Origin of the sequence: Pseudomonas sp. NFPP25, from assembly GCF_900116505.1 — a bacterium.
Lineage (GTDB): Bacteria > Pseudomonadota > Gammaproteobacteria > Pseudomonadales > Pseudomonadaceae > Aquipseudomonas > Aquipseudomonas protegens.
Genome location: NZ_FPBG01000001.1, coordinates 341,944 through 364,366 on the forward strand (window position 1 = coordinate 341,944; position 22,423 = coordinate 364,366).

Sequence of the window (22,423 nt, forward strand, 5' to 3'; positions counted from 1 at the left end):
CGCTGGCATAGCGTTCCAAGAGCCACTTGCTCCGAGACGGTGGCCAATCAATCTTGGCTTTAGCCTTGAGGCTCATCGCTGCCCGGGTCGGGCTGCACCAGGTGCTGCCAGGGAAATACCTGCCGGGCGAAATTCTTCACGTAACCGCTAGTGGTGGCCTGGATCACCATGATCGGCAGTTTGGGTCGCTGGCGCTGCAGGGCTTCGAGTTGTTCCAGGCTCAGGCAGGTATTGCGCAAGCGCAGCGCCCGCAATGGGTCGCACGCGTGGCTGGCAAACAATCTTTCATAGCTGGCAAAAGACGTGATGGCGTGCTCCTCGCGGTCTTTTGCCCAGCTTTGCTGAAGTGCGCTGGATTCGCTGAAATCCAGGCTGCTCAACCGCGGCAGGTTGCTGGAGCCTGCGAGGTTGTCGATAAAACCCTGGGTGTCGAAATGGGCGCCGATACGCAGTTGCGCAAGGTGTGGCAGGTCGACCTGGAAGAAGTCCGCGTTGGGGGCATTGGGCAGGGTCAGTTCGCTGAGGTACGGGGTCTTTGCTACCCAGCGGGCGATTTCACCGGCCTCTTCCATGATGGTGCCGGCCTTCTGGATCAACGAAACGTTATGGTCCTGAGGTTCGGTGGGGCGAATCGCCAATGACCTGAGGCGGGGAAATTGCACCGCACTGTCCAGCAAGGGGCTGAACTCCCACTCGCGGGTACCGTTCGCGCCTTCATCGGCACCGGAAAACAGCAGCGAGCTGAGGGTGTCCGCCACGCTCTGCTCTGCCAGGCATTCCAAGGTCCAGGCAAAGGGCTCGTCCCATAGCTCGCCGTAGTACTCCAGATGCAGGCCGTCACGCATCGGCGCCAGGGCCAGGTAGTTGTAGTCGCTGGCCCACAATGGGCCGGCGGGGTCTTCGCCGGTGTCGTCGTGCTCGGCGGCCTGCTCCCGAGTGAACTCATGGATGCGTTGCTGCAGGGCCAGCAGCCGCTGGTAGCCAGGGGAAGACAAGGGATTGGACATGGGCTGGATTCCGCGGGTAACGCAGGCGCGGGCCTGCTGGATAAACGCTGGGCATGGTGAGGGCCGATCATAACAAAGCGGCGAGGGCGGCCCGCTGTGAAGCGAGCGCTGGGCGGTACACATTTTTCCAACAAATAAACTCTGTCGTCAGGGCCTGACCGGACGCTAGGATCCGTCGCCGACCTGCCGGCCTAGTGTTTTCCAGGGGCTCCACAGCATGCAATCAAGGCTACTGCCGTCATCAGCAACCGGGCTCGCGCCCAGGGAAATCACCCTGGATGACGCAGCGCTGTTGCAGCGTTTCTTTGTCGAGAACCCGGAGTATTTCCATATCGTCCACGGTGCAGCGCCGCAGCCGGACGAGGCGCGCGACGAGATCGATGATGCACTGCCAGCGGGCTGGTCCTACACCCACAAGTGGAAAATCGGTTACTTCGACAGTGAAGGGCGCCTGCTGGCGTTCGTCAGCATTGTCAGCGACCTGTTGGCACAAGGGGTCTGGCACATAGGCCTGTTCATGCTGGCTACCCCCTGTCACGGCAGCTCCCTTGTCCGGCAGTTGCACGCTGAGCTGGAGGCCTGGGCTGCGGGCGAGGGCGCACGCTGGCTGCGCTTGAGCGTGGTCCAGGACAATGCCCGGGCACAGGGCTTCTGGAATGCCTGCGGTTATGCCCAGGTGCGTACCCGTGACGGGATCGAGCTGGGGCGCTTGCAGCACCAGGTGCGGATCATGATCAAGCCCCTGGCCGGGGATGCGCTGGCCGACTACCTGGCCCTGATGCCCCGTGATCGCAGCGAGGAGCAGGTACCTTCCTGACAAGGTGCCAGGAGCACCCGGACGGCGTGACTACCGCAAGGCACCCCCCCCAGCCAGGTGCTAGGCGTGGCTGAGCGACAGCTGGCTGATGATGCAGGCCGAGCCATCCTCCGCCGGAGTGCTGGGGGTGAAATCGATCTGGTTGTAGATCCCGCCATGAAAGTCGAATACCTGGCCATTCCAGGTCGAGTCCAGGGCGTGCGGGGGAGAGCTGGCTTGCTGACCATTGCAACTGGCGCCGATGGTGATCAGCCCAGCGTAGGTGCAGTGGATGCTGAGCTGGAACAGCGCGTCGAGCGGGACGCCGCCGAGCAGCAGTAGCGGCCTGGGGTCGGCGCCGTTGAAGCTCTGGCGCAGGGCATAGGTCAGGGTGCCCTTGTCCCAGAACACCTTGACGGCCGGATTCACGTCATCGCGTACATGCATTTGCGCAACCACCACTTTCTGCGCCGAGTTGACCTTGGTCAGGGTCATCTGCTGGCGGCTCCAATGATCGGCGGCGCTGCTCAGGGCCCAGTAGCGGGATTCCTTCCACTCGCAGCGGGTTCGATGGGTGCTTTTGCTCGCCGCGCCCCGGGTCGGCGCGCACAGTTGTATCGAGCCATCTGCCAGGCGCGAGATCACGCTCGGGCATTGGGCCAGGGCGAGGTTGCCGTTGAGCTCCAGTGCCAGCGGGTTGCTGGCCGAGGTGGGCAGTGGGGTGGCGATGTCGAGTGTGCTGATGTCTACCGGCATGTGGAGGTTTCCTTGTCGGGGCGGTCGGTGGGCCAGCGTCCAGGGCGATGCTCGCGGCTGCGGGGCCGCGGCATCAGCGGGAGCTGTTTCCCGGAGCGCCCCCGGAGCCGCTAGACCGCGGTGCCGATGTGACTGTCGACCCCGTTCCTCACCGACCCGCAGTTCTATCTCGAGCTTTGCCGCACCGTGGTCCGAGGGGCTTGATCAGCCTGAACTAAAAACGCCCCTGCCAGTCCCATTGGGCATCTTTGAACGACTGGGGGAACACCATGAAAACTCATCCTGCAATGCTCTGCGCCGCGGTTCTGGCTTCAAGCCAGGCGCTCTTGGCACAGGCTGCCCAGACCACTACCGCCGAGCCGGCCTACCAGAGCCAGGTAGCACGCTACCAGTGTGAAGGGCAGGTGCGCATCGACGCCGCCTACCTGAACATCGACAACGGCTCCTCGTTTGCCACGCTGTATTACAAGGACCAGTTGATCCCCATGCACATCGCGCGTTCCGCTTCCGGCGCCCTGTACGTGGCGGACGACGAGCAGAACAGCTTCCGCTGGCACACCAAGGGCAAGATGGGGGTGCTCTCGTTCCTGGAGGCGGACCACACCGCCACGGAGCAAACCCTGCTCAAGGACTGCAAGGAACTCGAGCAGGACTGAAAAACCGCCAACGCACTTTCCCGCGGGCAAAAAAAAGCCCGCGGGGAGTGCGGGCGAACGTAGTTGCTTGAATGAGCGAGGCGACTATACACAGCGCTTTTTCGCCGCTGGGTGAAAGAAGTTTCATCTTGCGCCTCAGGGGGCCGGCCTTGCCCAGTCCCGTACTCGGCCGGCACGCTGGCGTGCTTCGGTTTCAGACGAAGGGCTGGCCGTGAAAGCCCCGTGGCAGACGCTGCAGGCCCGGCAGGGCGGTCAGGCGTTCGGTCCAGGCGTTACGCCAGAGTTGGCCGCCATGGCTGGCCTTGGCCTTGCGTGCAGCCCGACGAGCGGCATTGCGCTGGTTGCGTCGGGCCTCCTTGTAGATCTCGGTGTTTCGGCAACTGCGGCATTTGACCCGGTTCAGTTCGCCGGTGGAGGCCAGTTGGGTGCCATGATGACCGCAGGCCAGATGCCCGGCGACCTTGAAGTGAGTAACCATCGCGTTTCTCCTTCGGAGTGAGTACGGAGCACGCGTCGTGTGTTCGATGCGTCTCCATTCTTTTACGACCGCAGGGCACAGGCGACGTTCGTTGTTTTGTCGGCAAACCCCGAGCCCCCGGCAGATCTGTTCTAACCTGCTAAGGCGAGTGAAAAATCCCTTCAGGAAGAGAGGTGGGCATGGCAACGCAACAGCAACGCCCTTACGAGCAGGAACGCAGCGATGAGACGGCACCCTACGAGGTTGAACACAAGGAGCCGCCTCCGCAGACCTGGAAGCATCCGGATGATGGCAAAAGCCTGTCGGAACTGGATGAAGAACGTCCCTTGAAACCGTGACCCACAGCCCCGCTCCAGAGCGGGGCTGTCGTTTGTGGCAAAGCCTTGGGCGGGCTCTGTTACCATCCCCGGTTTTGCCGCCCCGAAGCGCCGGGGCGAGTGGTCCGTTCAAGGGAGAAACACATGATTGTCACCACCACCGCCCATATCGAAGGCCGGGAAATTGCCAGCTACCTGGACATCGTCAGCGCCGAATCGGTCCACGGCATCAACGTGGTCCGTGACCTGTTCGCCGGCATGCGCGACTTTTTCGGCGGCCGCTCCCAGACCCTGGAGCGCGCCCTGAAGGAAGCGCGGATACAGGCCACCAATGAAATCAAGGAGCGCGCCCGGCAGTGCAACGCCGATGCGGTGGTCGGCGTGGATTTTGAGATCAGCATGCCGGCAGGGCGCGGTGGCATGGTAGTGGTCTTCGCCACCGGCACCGCCGTCAGGCTCAAGTAGCGTTCAACTCCTCCGGGCGTTCAGGGCGCGACCGGGGTGCACAGCTCCACTAAAGTGCCGTCCGGGCAGCGCACATAGGACACCGTCTGCCCCCAGGGCTTGCTTGTGGGGGGCGCCAGTTCCCGGGCACCGTGCTCCAGGGCCCGGGCATGGGCCGCCTGCACGTCTGCGGTGACCAGCCCCAGTTCCATGCCCAGGGGCCTGGGCGAGGAGTGAGCCGCCACATGGCCGGCCGGGAAATTCATTTCTGCCAGGTCATGGTCGGCGAAGGCCAGGGTAGTGCTGCCGGTTTCCAGCTCGCCATAGGTGCCGGATTCGTGGAGAAACCGCCGCTTGAAACCAAAGGCCTGCTCGAAAAAGCGCAAGGAACCTTCGACTTCGGGTACGTAGATGATGGTGTATCCGAACTGCATGGCGTGACGCTCCTGTCCATGGATTGTGAGGCGGCGAATCTAGCACGGGCCTGCGGCTGCGCAGGGCCCGTCGTTGTAAGCCGCTGTTTCATGGCTGCTGCTCCCTCAGGTGCCAGCCCAGGGCCGAGCATTGCAGCTCATGGGTCGGCGCCAGGGCCTGGAGAAAGGCCTGATCGTGGGAGGCCACCATCAGGGCCCCGGGAAAGTCCCGCAGGGCGCATTCGAAGGCCTGCACCGATTCCAGGTCCAGGTGGTTGGTGGGTTCGTCGAGCAACAGCAGTTGGGCTGGGTTGCCGCCCCACAGGGCCAGGGCCAGGGCGGCTTTCAGGCGCTCGCCGCCGCTCAGTTGCGCGCAGGGTTGCAGCACCCGCCGGGCATCCAGTTGCAGGCGTGCCAGGCGGGTACGCAAGGCGCTTTCCTCCAGGGGCGTGGCGGCGTTGCCCAGTTGTTCGAGCAGTGAGTGTGCAGGATCGAGTTGCGCCAGATGCTGATCCAGATAGGCACTGGCTACCGCCACTCGGCATTCGCCGCTCAGTGGCTGCAACTGGCCGGCCAGCAGTTTCAGCAAGGTGGACTTGCCGCAGCCATTGGGGCCGACCAGGGCGATGCGCGCAGGGCCGACGACGTTGCAGGTGAGGCGGCTGGCCGGGGCTTGCGGGTCCAGCCAGGGCAGTTGCGCCTGCAGCAGACTGAATACCGGCTGTCCGGCCTGCAAGGTGGTGGCGGGCAGAGTGAGCAAGGTCGGTGACTGCGCGCCGACCCGGGCAAAGGCGTCGCGCACCTGCTCGTCGAGCTCGCTCTTGTGCCCCTGATGGGCGTGGCGTACCTGGCCCATGATGTCCCGCGCGGCGCCGAGCAGCTTGGCCCGTTCGAAGCCTGAGACATTGGCGGTCTTGGCGTGCCGGCGCGAGGCCGCGGCGTGGCGCTGGATGGTGTCGTGTTCCCGTTGCAGGCGCTTGTGCTCGCGGCTGCGCTGGGTACGCGCATGGTCCAGCGCCGCCTGCGCCGCCTCGCTGTGGGCCTGGCGCTGCGCCTGGTACAGCGCATAGTTGCCGCCATAGACCTGGGCGCCCTGGGGGCCGAGTTCGACGATGCGTTGCACCTGCATGAGCAACTGGCGGTCATGGCTGACCAGGATCAGCCCGCCACGCCAGCCTTGCAGTTGTTCCGTCAGCCAGCGCCGGCCGTGGCGGTCCAGGTGATTGCTGGGCTCGTCGAGCAGCAGCAGGTCGGCGTTGCCCAGCAGGGCGCCGATCAGCACCACCCGGGCCAGTTGGCCGCCGCTGAGGACGTCCGCCGGGCCCTGCGGTTCCACGTGCTCCAGGCCGGCTTCATCCAGGGCCAGGCGCAGGCGCTGGGCCAGGTCCCAGCGATCATCCACCAGGTGCAGGTCTTCCAGGCTGGCGCTGCCGTCGGCCAGGCGCTCCAGGGCGCCCAGCGTCTCGGCGAGGCCGGCGACCTGGGCCACGCTCTGCCCCGGCTGTACCTGCGGGTCCTGGGGCACATAGGCCACGCTGGCAGTGTGGCTGATGCTCCCGGAGGAGGGTTGCAGGTCGCCGGCGATCAGGCGCAGCAGCAGGGACTTGCCCACGCCATTGCGCCCGACGATGGCCGTGGGCAGGCGATCGAAACTCAGGTTCAGGGCATCAAGCAGGGTTTCGCCATTGGCGAATTGATAGGTCAGCTGGTTCAGGGAAACCAGTGCGGGCAGCCGGGTGACGTGAGTCATCAGCACCTCCGGAAAATGTGGCAACAGGCCAATGAGCGCTAGCAGTGCTCATCGCGGATACATTTTTGGAAGGCTTAGTTGTTCACGTCGGCAATCGTCCTTGGACGGGAAAGAAGGTGCGTAGCCTAACCTCAGAATTCTCTGGCTGACAAGTACGCAAATTCGAAGGTGGCCGTCGTCAGCCCGGTTGGGCCTCCTTTGCCAGGCGCCGCAGAAAGTTCGCCAGGCCCGCTTCCTCGGCCTTCAGGCCCTGGCGGGCCCGGGCCTTGGGCAACTGCGCCAACTCACCGAGGACGAAGCGCTCCAGCAGCGCCGGATGGATGTAGCACTTGCGGCACACCGCCGGAGTGTTACCCAGTTCCCGGGCCACTTCCTTGACCGTTGCCACTATGTGTTTCTTCGCCTCGGCCTGGGGCTCCCAAGGCTGCTGGCGCAACCGCTCCAGGGCCAGGACGCTGCCGGCCCAGGTGCGGTAGTCCTTGGCGGTGAAGTCGGCTCCGGTCAGTTGCTGCAGGCAGGCGTTGATGTCCGACGAGCTGACGTGGTGCCGTTGACCGTCTTCGTCCAGGTACTGGAACAGCTGCTGCCCAGGCAACTCCAGGCAGCGCTTGACCACCCGTGCCAGGCGCGGGTCCTTGACGGTGATCTGGTGCTCGACCCCGCTCTTGCCACGGAACTGGAAGTGGATGGCGCTGCCGCTGACCTGTACATGGCGGTTGCGCAACGTGGTCAGGCCGTAGGAGCGATTGTCCCGGGCATACTGGCTGTTGCCGACGCGGATCAGGGTTTCATCCAGCAGCAGGATCAAGGTGGCCATGACCTTTTCCCGGCTGAAGCCGGGCACCGCCAATTGCGCCTGCAACTGCCGGCGCAGCTTGGGCAAGGCGTTGCCGAACGCCAGCAGGCGAGCGTACTTGTCACCGTCGCGCACTTCGCGCCAACGCGGGTGGTAGCGGTACTGCTTGCGGCCCCTTGCGTCGCGGCCGGTGGCCTGCAGATGGCCCTTGGGGTCGGGGCAGATCCACACCTCAGCGTAGGCCGGGGGAATCGCCAGGGCGTTGATCCGCTGTACCTCGGCGGCCTGGGTGAGGCGCTGGCCCTGGGCGTCGTAGTAGACGAACTTGCCCCGCAGCTTGCGCCGCCGGATGCCCGGCTGGCGGTCGTCGGTGTAGTGCAGGTCGGCGGGGAGGGCGGGAGTATCGCAAGCGTCGGGCATGGCGGCAGGTCCTGGGCAAAGTGCGGGCCGGTAGACCATGGACCGCGGCCTCGGCCAAGGGTGCCGATTTTCTCTGCGGGTTACGCCAGGACGGCCACTGCCTTGATCTGTGCCCAGAGTTGCTGCCCGGGGTGCAGGCTCAACTGGTCCCGGGAGAAGCGGGTGATGCGCGCCAGCAACGGGCTGCCCGCCACGTCCAGACGCACCAGCACATGGGCGGTGTTGTCCGCGGGGATTTCGTCGCGCACCGTTACCGGCAGGCGGTTGAGGATGCTGCTGTGCTCGCTGTCCTGCAGGCTCAGGCTGACGTCCCGGGCCTGGACCTTGAACCGCAAGGCCTTGCCCAGTGCCAGAGGCTCGTGGGCCACGCGGATAGTCAGCTGGCTGCCGGGCAGTTGCAGGGTCAGCAACTGGTAGTCCGGGTCGTAATGGCTGACCCGGCCTTCCACCACCACGCCCGCGTCGTCACCCAGGGCCAGGGGCAGGTCCAGGCGCGCCAGGGTCTCGCCCACGGGGCCGCTGGCCAGGGCCCGGCCATCGCTGAGCAGGACGATATGGTCGGCCAGGCGCGCCACTTCATCCTGGGAGTGGCTGACGTACAGCACCGGGATATCCAGTTCGTCGTGCAAGCGTTCCAGGTAGGGCAGGATCTCGCTTTTGCGTTTCGAATCCAGGGCCGCCAGGGGCTCGTCCATCAGCAGCAGCCGCGGGCTGGTGAGCAGCGCCCGGGCAATGCCGATGCGCTGGCGCTCGCCGCCGGAAAGGTGCTGCGGGTGGCGCTGCAGCAGGTGGCCGATGCCCAGCAGTTCAGTGGCCTGGGCCATGTCCACCCGGCGTTGTGCCTTGGCGATGCGCCGCAGGCCGAATTCCAGGTTGGCTTGCACGGACAGGTGGGCGAACAGGCTGGCCTCCTGGAACACATAGCCCAGGGAGCGCTTGTGGGGCGGGACGAACAGCTTGCGCTGGCTGTCCTGCCAGACTTCGTCGTTGATCTGGATGCGCCCGCGGCCGGCTTTTTCCAGGCCGGCGATGCAGCGCAGGCAGGTGGTCTTGCCCGAGCCCGAATGTCCATACAAGGCTGTTACCCCGCGCCCTGGCAGTTGCAGGTCGAGATCCAGGGCGAAGTCCTGGTAGCCCAGGTGCAGCTTGACGTGAATGCTCATCGGCTCAGCTCCAGCCGGCTTTGGTCTTGCGGCTGGAGTACAGCGCCAGCAGCACCAGGAACGAGAACACCAGCATGGCCCCGGCCAGCCAGTGGGCCTGGGCGTATTCCATGGCCTCGACGTGATCGTAGATCTGCACCGAGACCACCCGGGTCTTGTTGGGAATGTTGCCGCCGATCATCAGCACCACGCCGAACTCGCCGACGGTGTGGGCAAAGCCGAGGATCGAGGCGGTGATGAAGCCTGGCCGCGCCAGGGGCAGGATCACCGTGAAAAAGGTGTCCCAGGGGTTGGCGCGCAGGGTTGCGGCCACTTCCAGGGGACGGCTGCCAATGGCAGAAAAGGCATTTTGCAACGGCTGTACCACGAAGGGCATGGAGTAGATCACCGAGCCCAGCACCAGGCCGGCAAAACTGAACGTCAGGGTGCCCAGCCCCAGGGACTGGGTGAACTGGCCGAAGAAACCGTTGGGCCCCAGGGCCAGCAACAGGTAGAAACCTATCACCGTCGGTGGCAGCACCAGGGGCAGAGCCACCACGGCACCGATCGGCCCCCGCAGCCAGGAGCGGGTGCGCGACAGCCACAGGGCTATCGGAGTGCCGACCACCAGCAGGATCAGCGTGGTCAGGGACGCCAGCTTGAGGGTCAGCCAGATGGCGGAAAAATCGGCACTCGACAGGCTCATTTACAGTTGGTAGCCGTAGGACTTGATCACCGCGGCAGCTTTTGGCCCCTTGAGGTAGTCCACCAGTGCCTTGGCGGCCGGGTTGTCCTTGCCCTTGTTGAGGATGACCGCGTCCTGCTTGATCGGGTCATGCATCTGGGCCGGGACGATCCAGGCCGAACCGCTGGTGACCTTGCCGTCCTTGTAGATCTGCGACAGGGCGACGAAGCCCAGCTCGGCATTGCCGGTGGAAACGAACTGATAGGCCTGGGTGATGTTCTGGCCTTCGACGATCTTGTCCTTGACCTTGTCGGTCAGGCCCAGCTTGGCCAGTACCTGGGTTGCGGCCAGGCCGTAAGGCGCGGCTTTCGGGTTGGCGATGGACAGATGCTGGTACTGGTTGTCCTTGAGCACCTGGCCCTTGGCGTCGACGTAGCCGTCCTTGGCCGACCACAGGGCCAGGGTGCCGATGGCGTAGGTGAAGCGCGAGCCCTTGACGATGTCGCCTTCGCTTTCGAGCTTTTGCGGGGTGCTGTCGTCGGCCGAGAGGAAGACTTCAAAAGGCGCGCCGTTCTTGATCTGGGTATAGAACTGTCCGGTAGCGCCGTAGGCGGCCACCAGTTTGTGCCCGGTGTCTTTCTCGAAGTCGGCGGCAATCGCCTGGATCGGTGCGGTGAAGTTGGCGGCCACCGCGACCTGAACTTCATCGGCCTGGGCCGAACCCAGGGCGAAGACAGCGAGCAGGGCGGCGAGGCAAGTCGGGGCAAAACCTGAGGCGCGAAGGTTCATCAAACAGCTCCATTGGGGGGGCGGATGCGTTGGGCAGTGAGTTATTGGAAGGGGCCTGCACCAAGGCGAGGGGGAATCGCTATATAGCGGAATATATAGCGATTTGTCGATGAACGGAACTCTGTTGCCAGCGCTTGTGGCCCGGGCCGCGATGTGGATCGCGGCTCTAGTGAATCAGCGTCTGCGCAGTTGTGCCAGGGTTTGTTCGGCCAGGCGCAGGGTCAGTTCGTAGGCGGGCAGTTCCACCCCCAGGCGCAGGGCCTGGCCGGACCAGAGGTTGGCGAAGTCCGCCTCGTCCTTGGCACGCAGCGGCATCAAGGCGCCGCCGGCCCGGGGGAAGGCCGGCGCCAACGGGCTGATGGGGCCGATTTCGCGCATGACGCGGTTGACGATGCCCCGGGCCGGGCGCCCGGTGAACAGGTTGGTTAACGCGGTTTCGCTTTCCTTGGCGTGGCGCAGGGCATGGTGGTGGGCGGCGCTGACCTTGGCTTCCGGGGTGAACAGGTAAGCGGTGCCCAGTTGCACCGCCGAGGCTCCCAGGGCCAGCGCCGCGACGATGCCCCGGGCATCGCCGATGCCGCCGGCGGCAATCACCGGCAGTTGCACCGCGTCGACGATCTGCGGCACCAGGGCCATGGTGCCGACCTGGCTGTTGAGATCGTCGCCGAGGAAGATTGCCCGGTGGCCGCCGGCTTCGTAGCCCATGGCGATGATTGCGTCGCAGCCGCGCTCCTCCAGCCAGAGCGCTTCATCGACGGTGCTGGCCGAGGACAGCACCTTGGCTCCGGTGGCCTTGACCCGGGCCAGCAACGAAGGCTCTGGAAGGCCGAAGTGGAAACTCACGACTTCAGGGCGCAACTCTTCCACCAGTTGGCAGGTGCTCTCATCGAAGGGCGCGCGGTTGCTGACCGGGGTCGGAGCATCGAAGTCGGCGCCCAGCTCGCGATAGTAGGGCTCCAGGGCGTTCTTCCAGCGTTGCTCGTGTTCGGCATCGACGGGCTGCACCTGGTGGCAGAAGAAGTTCAGGTTCAACGGGTTCTGCGTGGCTGAGCGAATCACCTGCACTTCCTGACGGATCTGCCCGGCGTCGAGCATGGCGCAGGGCAGGGAGCCCAGAGCACCGGCCCGGGAGGCGCCGATCACCATGGCGGAGCCGGAGGGGCCGGCCATGGGCGCTTGGATGATGGGCAGGGCGATACCCAGCAGGTCTAAGAGGCGGCGATCAGTCCATTGGCTCATTTGCGGGAATTCTCCGTCGGCAGGTTTAGACGATGCAGCCCGTGGTTTTTATCAGGAGATGGCGCCCCGAGGCCAGCTGACTTTTCCACGGGGCTCGATTCCAGGCCTTTGCAACCGATACGGCGGCCGCTGCCGACGGCTGTTGGCGGCGTCGATCCGGCGCTAGACTGCGGCGGATATTTTTCCTCATCGCACCCCTCAAGGAAGGCTGGCCATGGATGTAAAACTGCGTGAAGTACTGCCGTTCAGCGTTGCAGGCCTGCAAGTAAGGACCCTCAACGCCGCCGAGCAACGGGCCGACAGCGCACGGATCGGGCCGATGTGGCAGCGCTTCTATGTCGAGGGGCTGTTCGACAAGATCAGCCCTCGCCAGGCTGATTCGTTCGTCTATGGCGTCTATTCCAACTACGAGTCCGATGCCAGCGGGCACTTCGACGTGACCGCCGGCGTGGCGCTGGAAGGTGCCTGCGCCGACTACCCGAGCGTGGCTGTCCAGGGCGGGGACTACCTGGTGTTCAGTGCCAAGGGCGCTATGCCCGATTGCGTGATCCAGACCTGGGGGCTGATCTGGGCCTACTTCCAGGACAACCCCCAGGTCCGGCGCGCCTTCGCCACGGATTTCGAGGTCTACACCAGTGCCGATTCGGTGGCGATCTACATCGGCATCGAGGCCTCGCAGGCCGCTTCGCGCTCCAGCAACTGACGCTTGCGTTCCACACCCCAGCGGTAGCCTGAAAGGCTGCCGTCGCTGCGTACCACCCGGTGGCAGGGAATGGCCACCGCCAGGCTGTTGGCCGCGCAGGCCTGGGCCACGGCGCGCATGGACTTGGGCGCGCCAATGCGCTGGGCAATTTCGGCGTAGCTGGCGGTGCTGCCCAGAGGAATGCTCCTCAGGGCCTGCCATACCCGCTCCTGGAACACCGTGCCCTGCAGATCCAGGGGCAGGTCCAGGCCAATGGCCGGGGCCTCGATAAACCCCACTACCTGGGCGACCAGGCGCTCGAAATCGCGGTCGGCACCGATCAGGTTGGCCCGGGGGAACTTGTCCTGCAGTTGCTCCAGCAGCGGGTCGGGTTCATCCCCCAGGAGAATCGCACACACACCGCGCGCGCTTTGCGCCACCAGTATTGCCCCCAGGGAACACTGGCCGAGGGCGAAGCGGATATCGGTGTTGGGGCCGCCGGCGCGGTAGTCGCTGGGCGTCATGCCCAGCAACTGGTCGGCCGCTTCGTAGAAACGGCTGTTGGAGTTGAAGCCGGCGTCATACAGGGCTTCGGTGACCGACTGGCCGCGTTCCAGGTGGGAGCGTACCTTGCGTGAGCGTTGCGCGTTGGCATAGGCCCGGGGGGTCAGCCCGGTGGCGGCCTTGAACACTCGGTGAAAGTGATAGCTGCTCATGCCGGCCTGCTGCGCCAGCTGGCCCAGGCTGGGCGGTGTTTCGGCGCCCTCGATCTGCCGGCAGGCCAGCGCCACCAGCGTGGCATGGTGCGCCGCGACCTGGGTCTGGTCACTGGCCAGGCGCTTGCTCGGGCGGTAGCCGGCGGCTTCGGCTTGCTCGGCGCTGTCGAAGAATTCGACATTCTCGGCCTTGGGCAAGCGCGACAGGCTGCTGGGGCGGCAATAGACGCCGGTGGTGCGCACGGCGTAGACAAAGCTGGCGTCGGCGCTGGCATCGCGCTTGAGCACGGCTTGCCAGCGGGGGTCCTGTTCGATGCGGTGCTTGCGCGACAAGGCGGTCATGGTCGGTACTCGGTAAGCGGTGGCGGCCAGATTAACCAAGCTGGGGCCGTTCGGCACTCCGGGCCTTGCGCTTGAATTCTCAACGTCAGCCGGCCCGGCGCAAGGTCAGGTTGATCCGTTGCTGGCCCAACAGCGGGTGGTGGCCGTCCTTCAGGGCCAGCACTCCGTGATAGCGCAGGCGGTCGACGCCGCCCCAGACCACCACGTCGCCATGCAGCAGCGCGACCCGCTGGCTCTTGTCGCTGCGCTGCCGGCCGCCGAAGAGAAAGATCGCCGGCAGGCCCAGGGACAGGGACACGATAGGGGCCGAGTAGTCGCGCTCGTTCTTGTCCTGATGCAGTGACATCTTTGCCCCCGGCCGGTAGCAGTTGATCAGGCAGGAGTCCGGGGCGAACCCGGGAAAGCCGGCCGCCTCGGCCGCGGCTTCGGCCAGCTCCTGGAATACCTTGGGCAGTGCTGGCCAGGGGCGCTGGCTTTGCGGGTCGATGGGGCTGTAGCGGTAGCCGCTGCGGTCGGTGGTCCAGCCCAGTTGCCCGCAACTGCTGAGGCCCACCGACATGGTGAAGCCGCCGGGCGTCTGCATCTGGCGAAAGGGTGCGGCGGCGAGCACGGCATCGAGTTGCGGCAGCAGCGCTTCGACCCAGGGCAGGGCGAAGCCGCGCAAGACCCGGGACTCTGGGCCCAGGACCTCGACGCGGGCAGGCTGCTGCAGGTCGCTGTCACTGAACAGCCCGAGGGTGGCTGGGCCGTCATCATTACAGTGCATCGTGAAAAATCACTCCAAGGGTATGGCGCTGGCCACTGTGAACGCGGCTGACACCGTGGCGCAAGGTCACCCGATAGTGCCCGCGCGCTCCGGCTACCGGGCGATGATGCACGGCGAAAACCAGCCCATCACCCTGCTTCAGACCAATGACCTGCGGCCGCGATTGCATGCGTGGGCGCTGTTCGGTGAGCACCAGTTCACCGCCGCTGAAGTCGCTTCCCGGCTGCGACAACAGGAAGGCCACTTGCAAGGGGAATACGTGCTCGCCGTACAGATCCTGGTGCAGGCAGTTGTAGTCCCCGGGGCCGTATTGCAGCAGCAAGGGCGTCGGGCGCATCTGCCCGGCGTCGTGGCAGCGCTGGATGAAGGCGGCGTGTTGCATCGGGTATTGGACGTCGATGTTCATCAGGCGGTTCCAGCGGTTGGCCTGGTCCACCAGGCGCGGGTAGAGCAACTGGCGCAATTGCGCCACGGGCTCCGGCAGCGGATAGCCAAAATACTGGTACTGGCCACGGCCAAAGCCATGGCGGGCCATGATTACTTTCGAGCGAAACAACTCGGGGCTCTGGTAAAGCCGGCTCAGGGCCTGGCATTGCGCTGGGGTCAACAGGCCTTCGAGGCGGGCGCAGCCGTCCTGGTCGAGGGCCTGCTCGATGCGGGCCCAATCCAGTTGTTGCAGGCGATCGTGTAGCGAGGGGGCGGGCATGGCGGGAGTGTCCTGGGCGGTAGGGAACCCGGCCAGTCTGCGGCACGGTTGGCCGCGGAACACTCCGTTGCTTGCGCTTGAATCGGTGGTGCGCAGCGGCGCTCTACAAGGCCTTGCTGGCGCTGACGTCGCTGATGACATCGTCGGACTGGCCATGCAGCGCCTCGAGGGCGGCCCGGGCTTCTTCCTCGGAGCCGGTCTGCAGCTGGGCGAATTCGAAGCGGCGCTCACCGTTGAGCTTGTATTTGATGACGTACTTGGTGGTCTGGGGCACGGGGCTACCTGTTGTCGCGAGGGGAGGGCTTAGCGCAGTTTCGAGCTGGAGCGGCGAATGATGCGGATCGAATGCGTCAGGTTCGGCTTGCGGGTCACGCTGATGGGCCGACGGTTGACGGTGTCGATGGTGATGTTCCAGAAGCCAGTGCTGGGGGCGGTGATCTTTGCCGGGAACTTGTCGAAGGCGCCGCCGTGATAGGTATGACGGCCGCCGTTCTTGAAACTGCGGAAGTTGGCGTCGCTCATCAGGCGAATGTTACAGACCTGGGAGCATTCGATGACGACGATATCGTCTTCGTTCAGGTGCTCGCGCTGGTGGATGAATTTCATGGGCGCCTCCAGAAGGGCTATAGCTACAAAAGCAAAAAACGTTTGCGTGGGCGGTGGCGCAGTTTATCAGGCCCAAAGGAGTATTATTCGGCCCCGGCGTCGAGCTTTGACAATTTAAAACAGTTATTTGGATTTTTATCGGCGATAAAGCCGTGCCTCCGGAGAAAAACGGCGCCTTTGCTGTCGGAGGGACTTTATTGGAGATTTTTATATGAAGCGCTGGGTGTGGGTTCTGGTCTTGGCCATCGGCGGTTGCGCAAGCGTCTCGGACATCAACCAGACACCGCCAACCCTGAGCGTGATTTCCGGCAAGAAGCCTCAGGAATACGCCAAGTGCCTGGCCGACAAGCTCTCCGGCAGCCGCGGCGCGCTGCAGGTCGAGCCGCACAAGGACGGCTTTCGGGTACTAGTGCCCCAGAGCCTGTCGCCGGCCCCGGCTGCAGTGTTCTACATTGAGGCGCGTTCCGGTGGCAGCAGCATCAAGCTGCACGAGCAGATGAGCAACAACCCCTTGCGCCCTCAGGATGTGCGCAAGGCGGGTGAAGACTGTATCTCCGGCTAAGCCGTTGCTCCCTGCGGGTGACCGGCCCCGGTTACCCGCTTGCATCCCTTCTCCAGACTTTGCCCCAGGCCCCGGGTAGCGCCGCCAAGCGCGGCCCGGGGCCGCTTTTGCGTGGGCAGAAGCCTTGTTGCACTGCGGCGATTAGCCGCTTTTTTTCGCCTGGTAAAACCTTGTTTTGCTGTTCGGTATTCGATAGGCGCGGGGCAATTTCGCGTTGTCCCGGTGGATCAATTGACCTACTATTTGTGTGCTTATGCCATGCAGGTCTAAGCATATAACTAGAATAATGGAGTCCATATGATCCCACTGGATCGAATGCTATTGAGTGGCCTGATGCTGCTGTTGGTTCAAACTGCCCATGCCGTGGAGGGGCAGAAAGTCTTTACCCAGGGAGGCGCCCAGCCGGGGGCGACGGCTTGCCTGGCCTGCCATGGCGCCGATGGCATGGGCCTGGCTCCGGCCGGGTTTCCACGCCTTGCCGGGTTGCCAGCGGGATATCTGGGCAAGCAGTTGCACGACTTTCGCAGCGGCGCCCGCACCAGCCCTGTGATGCAACCGCTGGCCAAGGCCTTGAGTGAGGAGGAAATCACCGCGGTCACCACGACCCTGGCCGCCATGCCTGCGCCCAAGCTGGCTCCTGTCAGCCGTAGCCAGGTGGCCACCAGTGTCGGTGAGCGCCTGGCCCTGCGTGGTGCCTGGGAACGGCAAGTGCCCGAGTGCGTCAGTTGCCACGGACCGGGTGGCGTGGGCGTCGGTACCGCCTTCCCACCCCTGGCCGGGCAGCCTGCCAGCTACCTGGTGGCACAGCTCAACGCCTGGCGTGAAGGTACCCGCCACAACGACCCCAATGACCTGATGGGGCACATCGCCAAATCCCTGAGCGCCGAAGAAGTGGCTGCCGTGGCGGACTACTTTGCAACCTTGAACTCCCAGGAGGCGCGCCCATGAAACTATTGATTCCAGGGGCGCTGCTGAGCCTGCTCGCGATCCAGGTCCAGGCGGCCACCATCGCCATGGAGGACCAGTCGCAGATCCCGGCGCCGAGCGCTTCCGCCCATGTCGAGTACTTCAAGCCGCCGGCTGAAAGCGAGCTGCCGGACAACGCCTACGGCAAGCTGGTACGCGAAGGCTACGCCCTGTTCGTCGATACCAAGCGCCTGGCGCCGCAGTTCGTTGGCAACGGCCTCAATTGCAGCAATTGCCACCTTGATCAGGGGCGCCTGGCCAACTCGGCGCCACTGTGGGGCGCGTACCCGATGTACCCGGCCTATCGCAAGAAGAACGACAAGGTGAATACCTTTGCCGAGCGCCTGCAAGGCTGTTTTCAGTTCAGCATGAACGGTGGCAAGCCGCCGGCGGCGGACAGTCCGCAGATTACCGCGCTGTCGGTGTATGCCTACTGGCTGGCGAGCAAGGCGCCGCTGGGCGTCGAGCTGCCCGGGCGCGGGTATCCCGATGTGGCGCAGCCCGCCAAAGGCTACGACCTCAAGCAGGGTGCGGCGGTGTATCAGGCGCAGTGTGCGGTTTGCCACGGTGACAACGGCCAGGGCCAGAAGGCCGGTGCGGATTACGTGATGCCGCCACTCTGGGGCAAGGATTCCTACAACTGGGGTGCAGGGATGCACCGGATCAATACTGCGGCGTCCTTCATCAAGCACAACATGCCTCTGGGCAAGGGCGGCAGCCTGAGCGATCAGCAGGCCTGGGACGTGGCGGCGTTCGTCAACAGCCACGAGCGGCCGCAGGACCCGCGCCTGGTGGAGGGTTCCATCGAGAAGACCCGGGTCAAGTTCCACGCCAATGACGGGGTGAATTTGTACGGTCAGACGGTAGAAGGCGTGCTGATAGGCCAGGGCATCCGATAAACTAGCGCCCATTGTTGCCGGTGCCGCCCGGGCTCACGCCTGGGCGGCATCGATTTTTTGGGAGAAAGCATGAAGCGGGAAGATGTCAGGGCAAAGCATGCAGAGGGCTTGATCTCTGCCACCCACGTGATCCAGAACCCGGCCAATTCAGGGGAATGGATTGTGTTTTTCAAGAAGAGCGCCGGGCGCAGCTATTTTCTGGTGGACGACAGCGACGAGGTGGAGTCTTTCTGCCGTCTCGACGACCTGATCGAAACCATTCGTGGCCTGGGCATCAAGTTCGCCGAAATTCATATGTAGAGGGCGTGCGCCTTCTACTTGCAGACCACCACCACGCTGCGGCTCTTATAGTTGCCAACATCGACGCCGAGGGTCTTGTCGCTTTCCTTGGTGGCGGGTGTGCCGACAGTGCTGACGATCCGATAGCCGGTGCCGGCGCAGGACGCCTCGGCTTTCTCGTAACAGCTGGCCCAGGAGCTGGCCTCGCCAGAGCAATCGATGCTCAGGCCTTGTTCGCCATTGGCCAGGTAGGTATTGGAGGCGGTGGCACATCCACTCAGGGCCAGTACTGCGGTGACAGTGAAAAGTCTGTTCATGGGGGATTTCGTCATCTGAGGGGGAGGGGGTGAAGTGGCCGTGCATGCCAGTGGCGATGCTATAGCTAATGGCCATTTCGGTACAGCACGTCACCTTAGTCCTCCGCGGGCCTGCAAAAGTGCCGCAGCCCCTCTGGGTGAGGGGGTTGTGGTGCCTGCGGGTGAACATCGCCAGGGCGAAAACGGTGCCATCATGGAGTCCGGATGGCCCGCCTTGGCCGTTGAGTCGAGGGTGTACCTGGTCGATGCCTGGGGCATTCCGGCAACCCTGTGCAGGTGCCGGTTTACAAGCGCTGTGCGGTGATGGAGGTTTACCTGGCAGGCTATCTGGAGGATGCTGCGGAACTATCTGGCACTTTATTTCTCTATGATGGCAGCGGTTAGCCAGCGCGGGGCATTGTAAGGCGCTCGCGCCCTCATTAGACTGCGCCGAAACTCGTACACACAGCCTTTTTAAGGACTCATATGATCAAGAAATGCTTGTTCCCAGCAGCCGGTTACGGTACTCGCTTCCTGCCAGCGACTAAAGCCATGCCTAAAGAAATGCTGCCGGTGGTGAACAAGCCACTGATCCAGTACGGCGTTGAAGAAGCGCTGGATGCCGGATTGAATGAAATCTCCATCGTGACCGGCCGCGGCAAGCGCGCCCTCGAAGACCACTTCGACATCAGTTACGAGCTGGAAAACCAGATCAAGGGCACCGACAAGGAGAAATACCTGGTCGGTATCCGCAAGCTGCTGGACGAGTGCTCGTTCTCCTACACTCGCCAGACCGAAATGAAAGGCCTGGGCCACGCCATTCTGACTGGCCGCCCGCTGATCGGTGACGAACCCTTCGCCGTGGTACTGGCGGACGACCTGTGCGTCAACCTCGAAGGCGACGGCGTACTGACCCAGATGGTCAAGCTGTACAAGCAGTTCCGCTGCTCGATCGTGGCCATCCAGGAAGTCGATCCGCAGGAAACCAACAAGTACGGCGTGATTGCTGGCGAGATGATCCGTGACGACATCTACCGCGTTCACAGCATGGTCGAGAAGCCAAAGCCGGAAGACGCACCGTCGAACCTGGCGATCATCGGTCGTTACATCCTGACTCCGGACATCTTTGACCTGATCGAGCAGACCGAGCCGGGCAAGGGTGGCGAGATCCAGATCACCGACGCCCTGATGAAGCAGGCGCAGAACGGTTGCGTGATGGCCTACAAGTTCAAGGGCAAGCGTTTCGACTGCGGTGGTGCCGAAGGCTACATCGACGCAACCAACTTCTGCTTCGAGAACTTCTACAAGACCGGCAAGGCTTACTGATAGCCGCTGCACGGGTTTTTCGGAAAAGCCACCTTCGGGTGGCTTTTTCATTTGTCGCCCTTATGTAGACCTCTGCGCTGACCCGATCGCCATCTGCGGTTATGCTTGTCAGCCTGCCTGGGAGAGTGAAATGGCCTACGATTTTGATCTTTATGTAATTGGTGCCGGTTCCGGCGGTGTGCGCTGTGCGCGATTCGCGGCGGGTTTTGGCGCGAAGGTCGCGGTCGCTGAAAGCCGCTATCTGGGCGGTACCTGTGTCAACGTCGGCTGCGTGCCGAAAAAGCTGCTGGTGTACGGCGCGCACTTCGCCGAAGACTTCGAGCAGGCCTCGGGTTTCGGCTGGTCCCTGGGTGAGGCGAATTTCGATTGGGCGACCCTGATCGCCAACAAGGATCGCGAAATCAATCGCCTCAACGGCATCTACCGCAATCTGCTGGTCAACAGCGGCGTGACCCTGCATGAAGGCCACGCCAAGCTGATCGATCCGCACCAGGTAGAGGTCAACGGCCAGCGCTACAGTGCCAAGCACATCCTCATTGCCACCGGCGGCTGGCCACAGATCCCGGATATCCCGGGGCGTGAGCATGCCATCAGTTCCAACGAGGCCTTCTTCCTCAAGGAGCTGCCCAAGCGCGTGCTGGTGGTGGGCGGTGGCTACATCGCGGTGGAGTTTGCCGGGATCTTCCATGGCCTGGGCGCCGATACCCAGCTGTTGTATCGCGGTGAGCTGTTCCTGCGCGGTTTCGACGGCGCAGTGCGCAAGCACTTGCAGGAGGAACTGACCAAGCGTGGTTTGGGCCTGCAGTTCAATGCCGACATCGAGCGCATCGACAAGCAGGCCGACGGCAGTCTTGAGGTCACCCTCAAGGATGGTCGCAAGCTGGCCGCCGATTGTGTGTTCTATGCCACCGGGCGCCGGCCGATGCTGGACAACCTGGGGCTGGAGAATACCGGCGTGAAGCTCGACAAGCGCGGTTTCATCGAAGTGGACGAGCAGTATCAGAGCAGTGAGCCGTCGATCCTGGCGATTGGCGATGTCATCGGCCGCGTGCAACTGACGCCGGTGGCCCTGGCCGAGGGCATGGCCGTGGCTCGGCGCCTGTTCAAGCCCGAGCAGTACCGTCCCGTGGATTACCAGATGATTCCTACGGCGGTGTTCAGCCTGCCGAACATCGGTACCGTCGGCCTCACCGAAGAGCAGGCGCGAGAAGCGGGGCACAAGGTGCAGATCTTCGAGAGCCGCTTCCGGCCGATGAAGCTGACCCTGACCGACTGCCAGGAACGCACCCTGATGAAGCTGGTGGTGGACGCCGACAGCGACAAGGTCCTGGGGTGCCACATGGTCGGCCCGGATGCCGGTGAAATCGTTCAGGGCCTGGCAATTGCCCTGAAGGCGGGGGCGACCAAGCGCGACTTCGACGAAACCATCGGCGTGCACCCGACGGCCGCCGAAGAGTTCGTCACCATGCGTACGCCTGTTGCGGGCTGATCAAGCCTTCGCAGGTGCGTCTGGCTGGGCCTTGGTGGCAGCAGCCAGGCGCAACGCCTCCAGGCCGGCCTCGGCCTTGGTGGCGCGCAATTCCATCTCCTTGCTCGATCGAGCCTGTTTCCTGGTTTGTTCCTTGAGTGCCTGAACTTCTTCCTGGGCAACGCGCAGGCGTTCCTGGAGCAGGGTGCTTTCGCTGTCCTGGCGGGCGACCTGTTCGCTCAGGCGGGCCTGCAGCGCCGAATTCTTGCTGGCGGCATCCTGGGCTTGCTTGAGCTCTTTGTGGATGGCGCGCTGTTCGCTGAGCAGGCGCTCGTTATCGCGATGCAGTTGGGTGATCTCGTCCTGGCGTACCAGCGCGCTCTGTTGGGCCTGGCGCAGCTCCATCTGGATCTGTTGCAACTGCCCTTCGTGGCGGCGCTGCTCCTGTTCGCGCTGTTCCTTGCTGGCCGCGCGGTAGTGCTCCAGGGCGTCCCGGGCATGCAGGTGCTTTTCCTCCAGGGAGTGGATCTGCTGCTCCTTGTCCTCCAGTCGCAGCTCAAGGCCCTTGAGTGCCTGGTTGAGTTCGGCGTTGCGGGTCTGTTCGCTCTGCAGCATGGAGCGAGTGTCTTGCAGGGCGGCGCTTTCCCCGGCCAGGGCGCTGGCCTGAATCTGCAACTGCTGTTGCAACTGCTCCTGAAGCTGGTGGGCTTCGTGCAACTGGTGTTCCAGCACCTGCTTCTGTTCTTCGAAGTGGGCGAGGGCTTGCTCCAGGGGTTCCTGGGCCTGCTCCTGCAGACGTTGCGCCAGGCGCCCCACCAGTTCACCCAATTCTTGGTCCAGGGGCGCAGGGCCGCTGTCACGCCGGCTGGCGCCGTCATCCAGCTCCTTGAGATAGCGGTGGATGGTGGTTTTCGAGCCGGTATTACCCATTTCGATGCGTACTGCGTCGATGCTGGGGTGTTCGCCGCGGGCAAGAATCGCCTGACGCGCTTTCTTCACCACCGCCTTGTTTATGCCTCCGCGAGCCATGCATCCTCCGACGATTTAATACTGTGTTACGTGGTATGTAATTACATGGAATTGTACAGCAGATGTGAAATTATCAAAAGCCTGAAACTGAC

General features: G+C 63.8%; 28 protein-coding genes. 11 read left to right on the forward strand and 17 right to left on the reverse strand.

Annotated features, from left to right (window positions below; genetic code table 11):
• Positions 1 to 59 precede the first annotated feature (59 nt).
• Positions 60 to 1,007 (reverse strand): hypothetical protein, encoded by a 948-nt coding sequence (locus BM382_RS01425; RefSeq protein ID WP_072441561.1) that lies wholly within the window; start codon positions 1,005 to 1,007, stop codon positions 60 to 62.
• A gap of 217 nt (positions 1,008 to 1,224) precedes the next feature.
• Here BM382_RS01425 and BM382_RS01430 point away from each other — a divergent pair, with 217 nt between their 5' ends.
• Entirely contained in the window at positions 1,225 to 1,824 is a 600-nt protein-coding gene (locus BM382_RS01430) for a GNAT family N-acetyltransferase (protein ID WP_072441564.1), read from the forward strand.
• A gap of 60 nt (positions 1,825 to 1,884) precedes the next feature.
• Here the strand turns inward: BM382_RS01430 and BM382_RS01435 are convergent, their stop codons facing one another.
• Positions 1,885 to 2,559, reverse strand: a complete 675-nt coding sequence (locus BM382_RS01435) for a polysaccharide lyase family 7 protein (RefSeq protein WP_072441566.1) — start codon at positions 2,557 to 2,559, stop codon at positions 1,885 to 1,887.
• 269 nt (positions 2,560 to 2,828) lie between these two features.
• Here BM382_RS01435 and BM382_RS01440 point away from each other — a divergent pair, with 269 nt between their 5' ends.
• Positions 2,829 to 3,215, forward strand: a complete 387-nt coding sequence (locus BM382_RS01440) for an MliC family protein (protein WP_019094152.1) — start codon at positions 2,829 to 2,831, stop codon at positions 3,213 to 3,215.
• Positions 3,216 to 3,408: 193 nt separating this feature from the next.
• Here BM382_RS01440 and BM382_RS01445 read toward each other — a convergent pair whose 3' ends face one another.
• Positions 3,409 to 3,693: a hypothetical protein gene (locus BM382_RS01445; RefSeq protein ID WP_065364221.1), complete on the reverse strand. Its 285-nt coding sequence runs from the start codon at positions 3,691 to 3,693 to the stop codon at positions 3,409 to 3,411.
• 179 nt (positions 3,694 to 3,872) lie between these two features.
• On the opposite strand from BM382_RS01445, the gene BM382_RS31810 reads away from it, so the two are divergent.
• Both BM382_RS31810 and BM382_RS01450 read left to right on the forward strand, forming a co-directional pair.
• Positions 3,873 to 4,031: a hypothetical protein gene (locus BM382_RS31810; RefSeq protein WP_011061701.1), complete on the forward strand. Its 159-nt coding sequence runs from the start codon at positions 3,873 to 3,875 to the stop codon at positions 4,029 to 4,031.
• 123 nt (positions 4,032 to 4,154) lie between these two features.
• Positions 4,155 to 4,475 (forward strand): YbjQ family protein, encoded by a 321-nt coding sequence (locus BM382_RS01450; RefSeq protein ID WP_011061700.1) that lies wholly within the window; start codon positions 4,155 to 4,157, stop codon positions 4,473 to 4,475.
• A gap of 20 nt (positions 4,476 to 4,495) precedes the next feature.
• Here BM382_RS01450 and BM382_RS01455 read toward each other — a convergent pair whose 3' ends face one another.
• The 7 genes from BM382_RS01455 to BM382_RS01485 all read right to left on the reverse strand — a co-directional run bounded on the left by BM382_RS01455 (position 4,496) and on the right by BM382_RS01485 (position 11,688).
• Positions 4,496 to 4,888 carry a VOC family protein gene (locus BM382_RS01455; protein ID WP_019094154.1) on the reverse strand — a complete coding sequence of 131 codons (393 nt, stop codon included), beginning with the start codon at positions 4,886 to 4,888 and terminating at the stop codon, positions 4,496 to 4,498.
• An 88-nt stretch (positions 4,889 to 4,976) separates the two neighbouring features.
• Positions 4,977 to 6,617 (reverse strand): ABC-F family ATP-binding cassette domain-containing protein, encoded by a 1,641-nt coding sequence (locus BM382_RS01460; RefSeq protein ID WP_072441569.1) that lies wholly within the window; start codon positions 6,615 to 6,617, stop codon positions 4,977 to 4,979.
• Between the two features lie 178 nt (positions 6,618 to 6,795).
• On the reverse strand, positions 6,796 to 7,833 hold the full coding sequence (locus BM382_RS01465) for a DNA topoisomerase IB (protein WP_072441573.1): 1,038 nt from the start codon (positions 7,831 to 7,833) through the stop codon (positions 6,796 to 6,798).
• A gap of 80 nt (positions 7,834 to 7,913) precedes the next feature.
• The gene (gene modC, locus BM382_RS01470) at positions 7,914 to 8,996 is read right to left on the reverse strand and encodes a molybdenum ABC transporter ATP-binding protein (protein WP_065364218.1); all 1,083 of its coding nucleotides are present in this window, start codon (positions 8,994 to 8,996) and stop codon (positions 7,914 to 7,916) included.
• A 4-nt stretch (positions 8,997 to 9,000) separates the two neighbouring features.
• Positions 9,001 to 9,681, reverse strand: coding sequence for a molybdate ABC transporter permease subunit (gene modB / locus BM382_RS01475; RefSeq protein ID WP_015635894.1), 681 nt, complete (start codon positions 9,679 to 9,681; stop codon positions 9,001 to 9,003).
• A complete protein-coding gene (gene modA / locus BM382_RS01480) occupies positions 9,682 to 10,449 on the reverse strand; it encodes a molybdate ABC transporter substrate-binding protein (protein WP_011061694.1) in 768 nt (255 codons plus the stop codon).
• Between the two features lie 174 nt (positions 10,450 to 10,623).
• Positions 10,624 to 11,688, reverse strand: a complete 1,065-nt coding sequence (locus BM382_RS01485) for an NAD(P)H-dependent flavin oxidoreductase (protein ID WP_015635893.1) — start codon at positions 11,686 to 11,688, stop codon at positions 10,624 to 10,626.
• A gap of 214 nt (positions 11,689 to 11,902) precedes the next feature.
• On the opposite strand from BM382_RS01485, the gene BM382_RS01490 reads away from it, so the two are divergent.
• Positions 11,903 to 12,391, forward strand: coding sequence for a GyrI-like domain-containing protein (locus tag BM382_RS01490; RefSeq protein WP_072441577.1), 489 nt, complete (start codon positions 11,903 to 11,905; stop codon positions 12,389 to 12,391).
• On the opposite strand, the gene ada is transcribed toward BM382_RS01490, so the two are convergent.
• From ada to BM382_RS01515, 5 genes are all read right to left on the reverse strand, one after another.
• The gene (ada, locus tag BM382_RS01495; protein WP_019094159.1) at positions 12,343 to 13,428 is read right to left on the reverse strand and encodes a bifunctional DNA-binding transcriptional regulator/O6-methylguanine-DNA methyltransferase Ada; all 1,086 of its coding nucleotides are present in this window, start codon (positions 13,426 to 13,428) and stop codon (positions 12,343 to 12,345) included. The two genes, BM382_RS01490 and ada, sit on opposite strands and share 49 nt — an antisense overlap.
• 85 nt (positions 13,429 to 13,513) lie before the next feature.
• Positions 13,514 to 14,194, reverse strand: coding sequence for a DNA oxidative demethylase AlkB (alkB, locus tag BM382_RS01500; RefSeq protein WP_019094160.1), 681 nt, complete (start codon positions 14,192 to 14,194; stop codon positions 13,514 to 13,516).
• Positions 14,184 to 14,900, reverse strand: a complete 717-nt coding sequence (locus tag BM382_RS01505) for a 2OG-Fe(II) oxygenase (protein WP_011061689.1) — start codon at positions 14,898 to 14,900, stop codon at positions 14,184 to 14,186. The genes alkB and BM382_RS01505 overlap by 11 nt, the downstream gene beginning before the upstream one ends.
• Positions 14,901 to 15,003: 103 nt before the next feature.
• On the reverse strand, positions 15,004 to 15,174 hold the full coding sequence (locus tag BM382_RS31815; protein WP_011061688.1) for a hypothetical protein: 171 nt from the start codon (positions 15,172 to 15,174) through the stop codon (positions 15,004 to 15,006).
• 29 nt (positions 15,175 to 15,203) lie between these two features.
• The gene (locus tag BM382_RS01515; protein ID WP_011061687.1) at positions 15,204 to 15,506 is read right to left on the reverse strand and encodes a DUF1883 domain-containing protein; all 303 of its coding nucleotides are present in this window, start codon (positions 15,504 to 15,506) and stop codon (positions 15,204 to 15,206) included.
• A gap of 211 nt (positions 15,507 to 15,717) precedes the next feature.
• Here BM382_RS01515 and BM382_RS01520 point away from each other — a divergent pair, with 211 nt between their 5' ends.
• The 4 genes from BM382_RS01520 (at position 15,718) to BM382_RS01535 (ending at position 18,233) form a co-directional block, all read left to right on the forward strand.
• The gene (locus tag BM382_RS01520) at positions 15,718 to 16,068 is read left to right on the forward strand and encodes a hypothetical protein (RefSeq protein ID WP_011061686.1); all 351 of its coding nucleotides are present in this window, start codon (positions 15,718 to 15,720) and stop codon (positions 16,066 to 16,068) included.
• A gap of 297 nt (positions 16,069 to 16,365) precedes the next feature.
• Positions 16,366 to 17,016: a c-type cytochrome gene (locus tag BM382_RS01525; RefSeq protein ID WP_019094161.1), complete on the forward strand. Its 651-nt coding sequence runs from the start codon at positions 16,366 to 16,368 to the stop codon at positions 17,014 to 17,016.
• Positions 17,013 to 17,933, forward strand: coding sequence for a c-type cytochrome (locus BM382_RS01530; RefSeq protein WP_011061684.1), 921 nt, complete (start codon positions 17,013 to 17,015; stop codon positions 17,931 to 17,933). The genes BM382_RS01525 and BM382_RS01530 overlap by 4 nt, the downstream gene beginning before the upstream one ends.
• A 69-nt stretch (positions 17,934 to 18,002) precedes the next feature.
• Positions 18,003 to 18,233 carry a hypothetical protein gene (locus tag BM382_RS01535; protein ID WP_011061683.1) on the forward strand — a complete coding sequence of 77 codons (231 nt, stop codon included), beginning with the start codon at positions 18,003 to 18,005 and terminating at the stop codon, positions 18,231 to 18,233.
• Positions 18,234 to 18,247: 14 nt separating this feature from the next.
• Here the strand turns inward: BM382_RS01535 and BM382_RS01540 are convergent, their stop codons facing one another.
• Positions 18,248 to 18,529, reverse strand: coding sequence for a hypothetical protein (locus BM382_RS01540; protein WP_011061682.1), 282 nt, complete (start codon positions 18,527 to 18,529; stop codon positions 18,248 to 18,250).
• A 465-nt stretch (positions 18,530 to 18,994) separates the two neighbouring features.
• On the opposite strand from BM382_RS01540, the gene galU reads away from it, so the two are divergent.
• Positions 18,995 to 19,834, forward strand: a complete 840-nt coding sequence (gene galU, locus BM382_RS01545; protein ID WP_011061681.1) for a UTP--glucose-1-phosphate uridylyltransferase GalU — start codon at positions 18,995 to 18,997, stop codon at positions 19,832 to 19,834.
• Between the two features lie 130 nt (positions 19,835 to 19,964).
• Positions 19,965 to 21,323 (forward strand): glutathione-disulfide reductase, encoded by a 1,359-nt coding sequence (gene gorA / locus BM382_RS01550; protein ID WP_041118540.1) that lies wholly within the window; start codon positions 19,965 to 19,967, stop codon positions 21,321 to 21,323.
• Here the strand turns inward: gorA and BM382_RS01555 are convergent, their stop codons facing one another.
• A complete protein-coding gene (locus BM382_RS01555) occupies positions 21,324 to 22,331 on the reverse strand; it encodes a DNA-binding protein (RefSeq protein ID WP_072441581.1) in 1,008 nt (335 codons plus the stop codon). It abuts the gene before it with no gap.
• Positions 22,332 to 22,423: the final 92 nt, after the last annotated feature.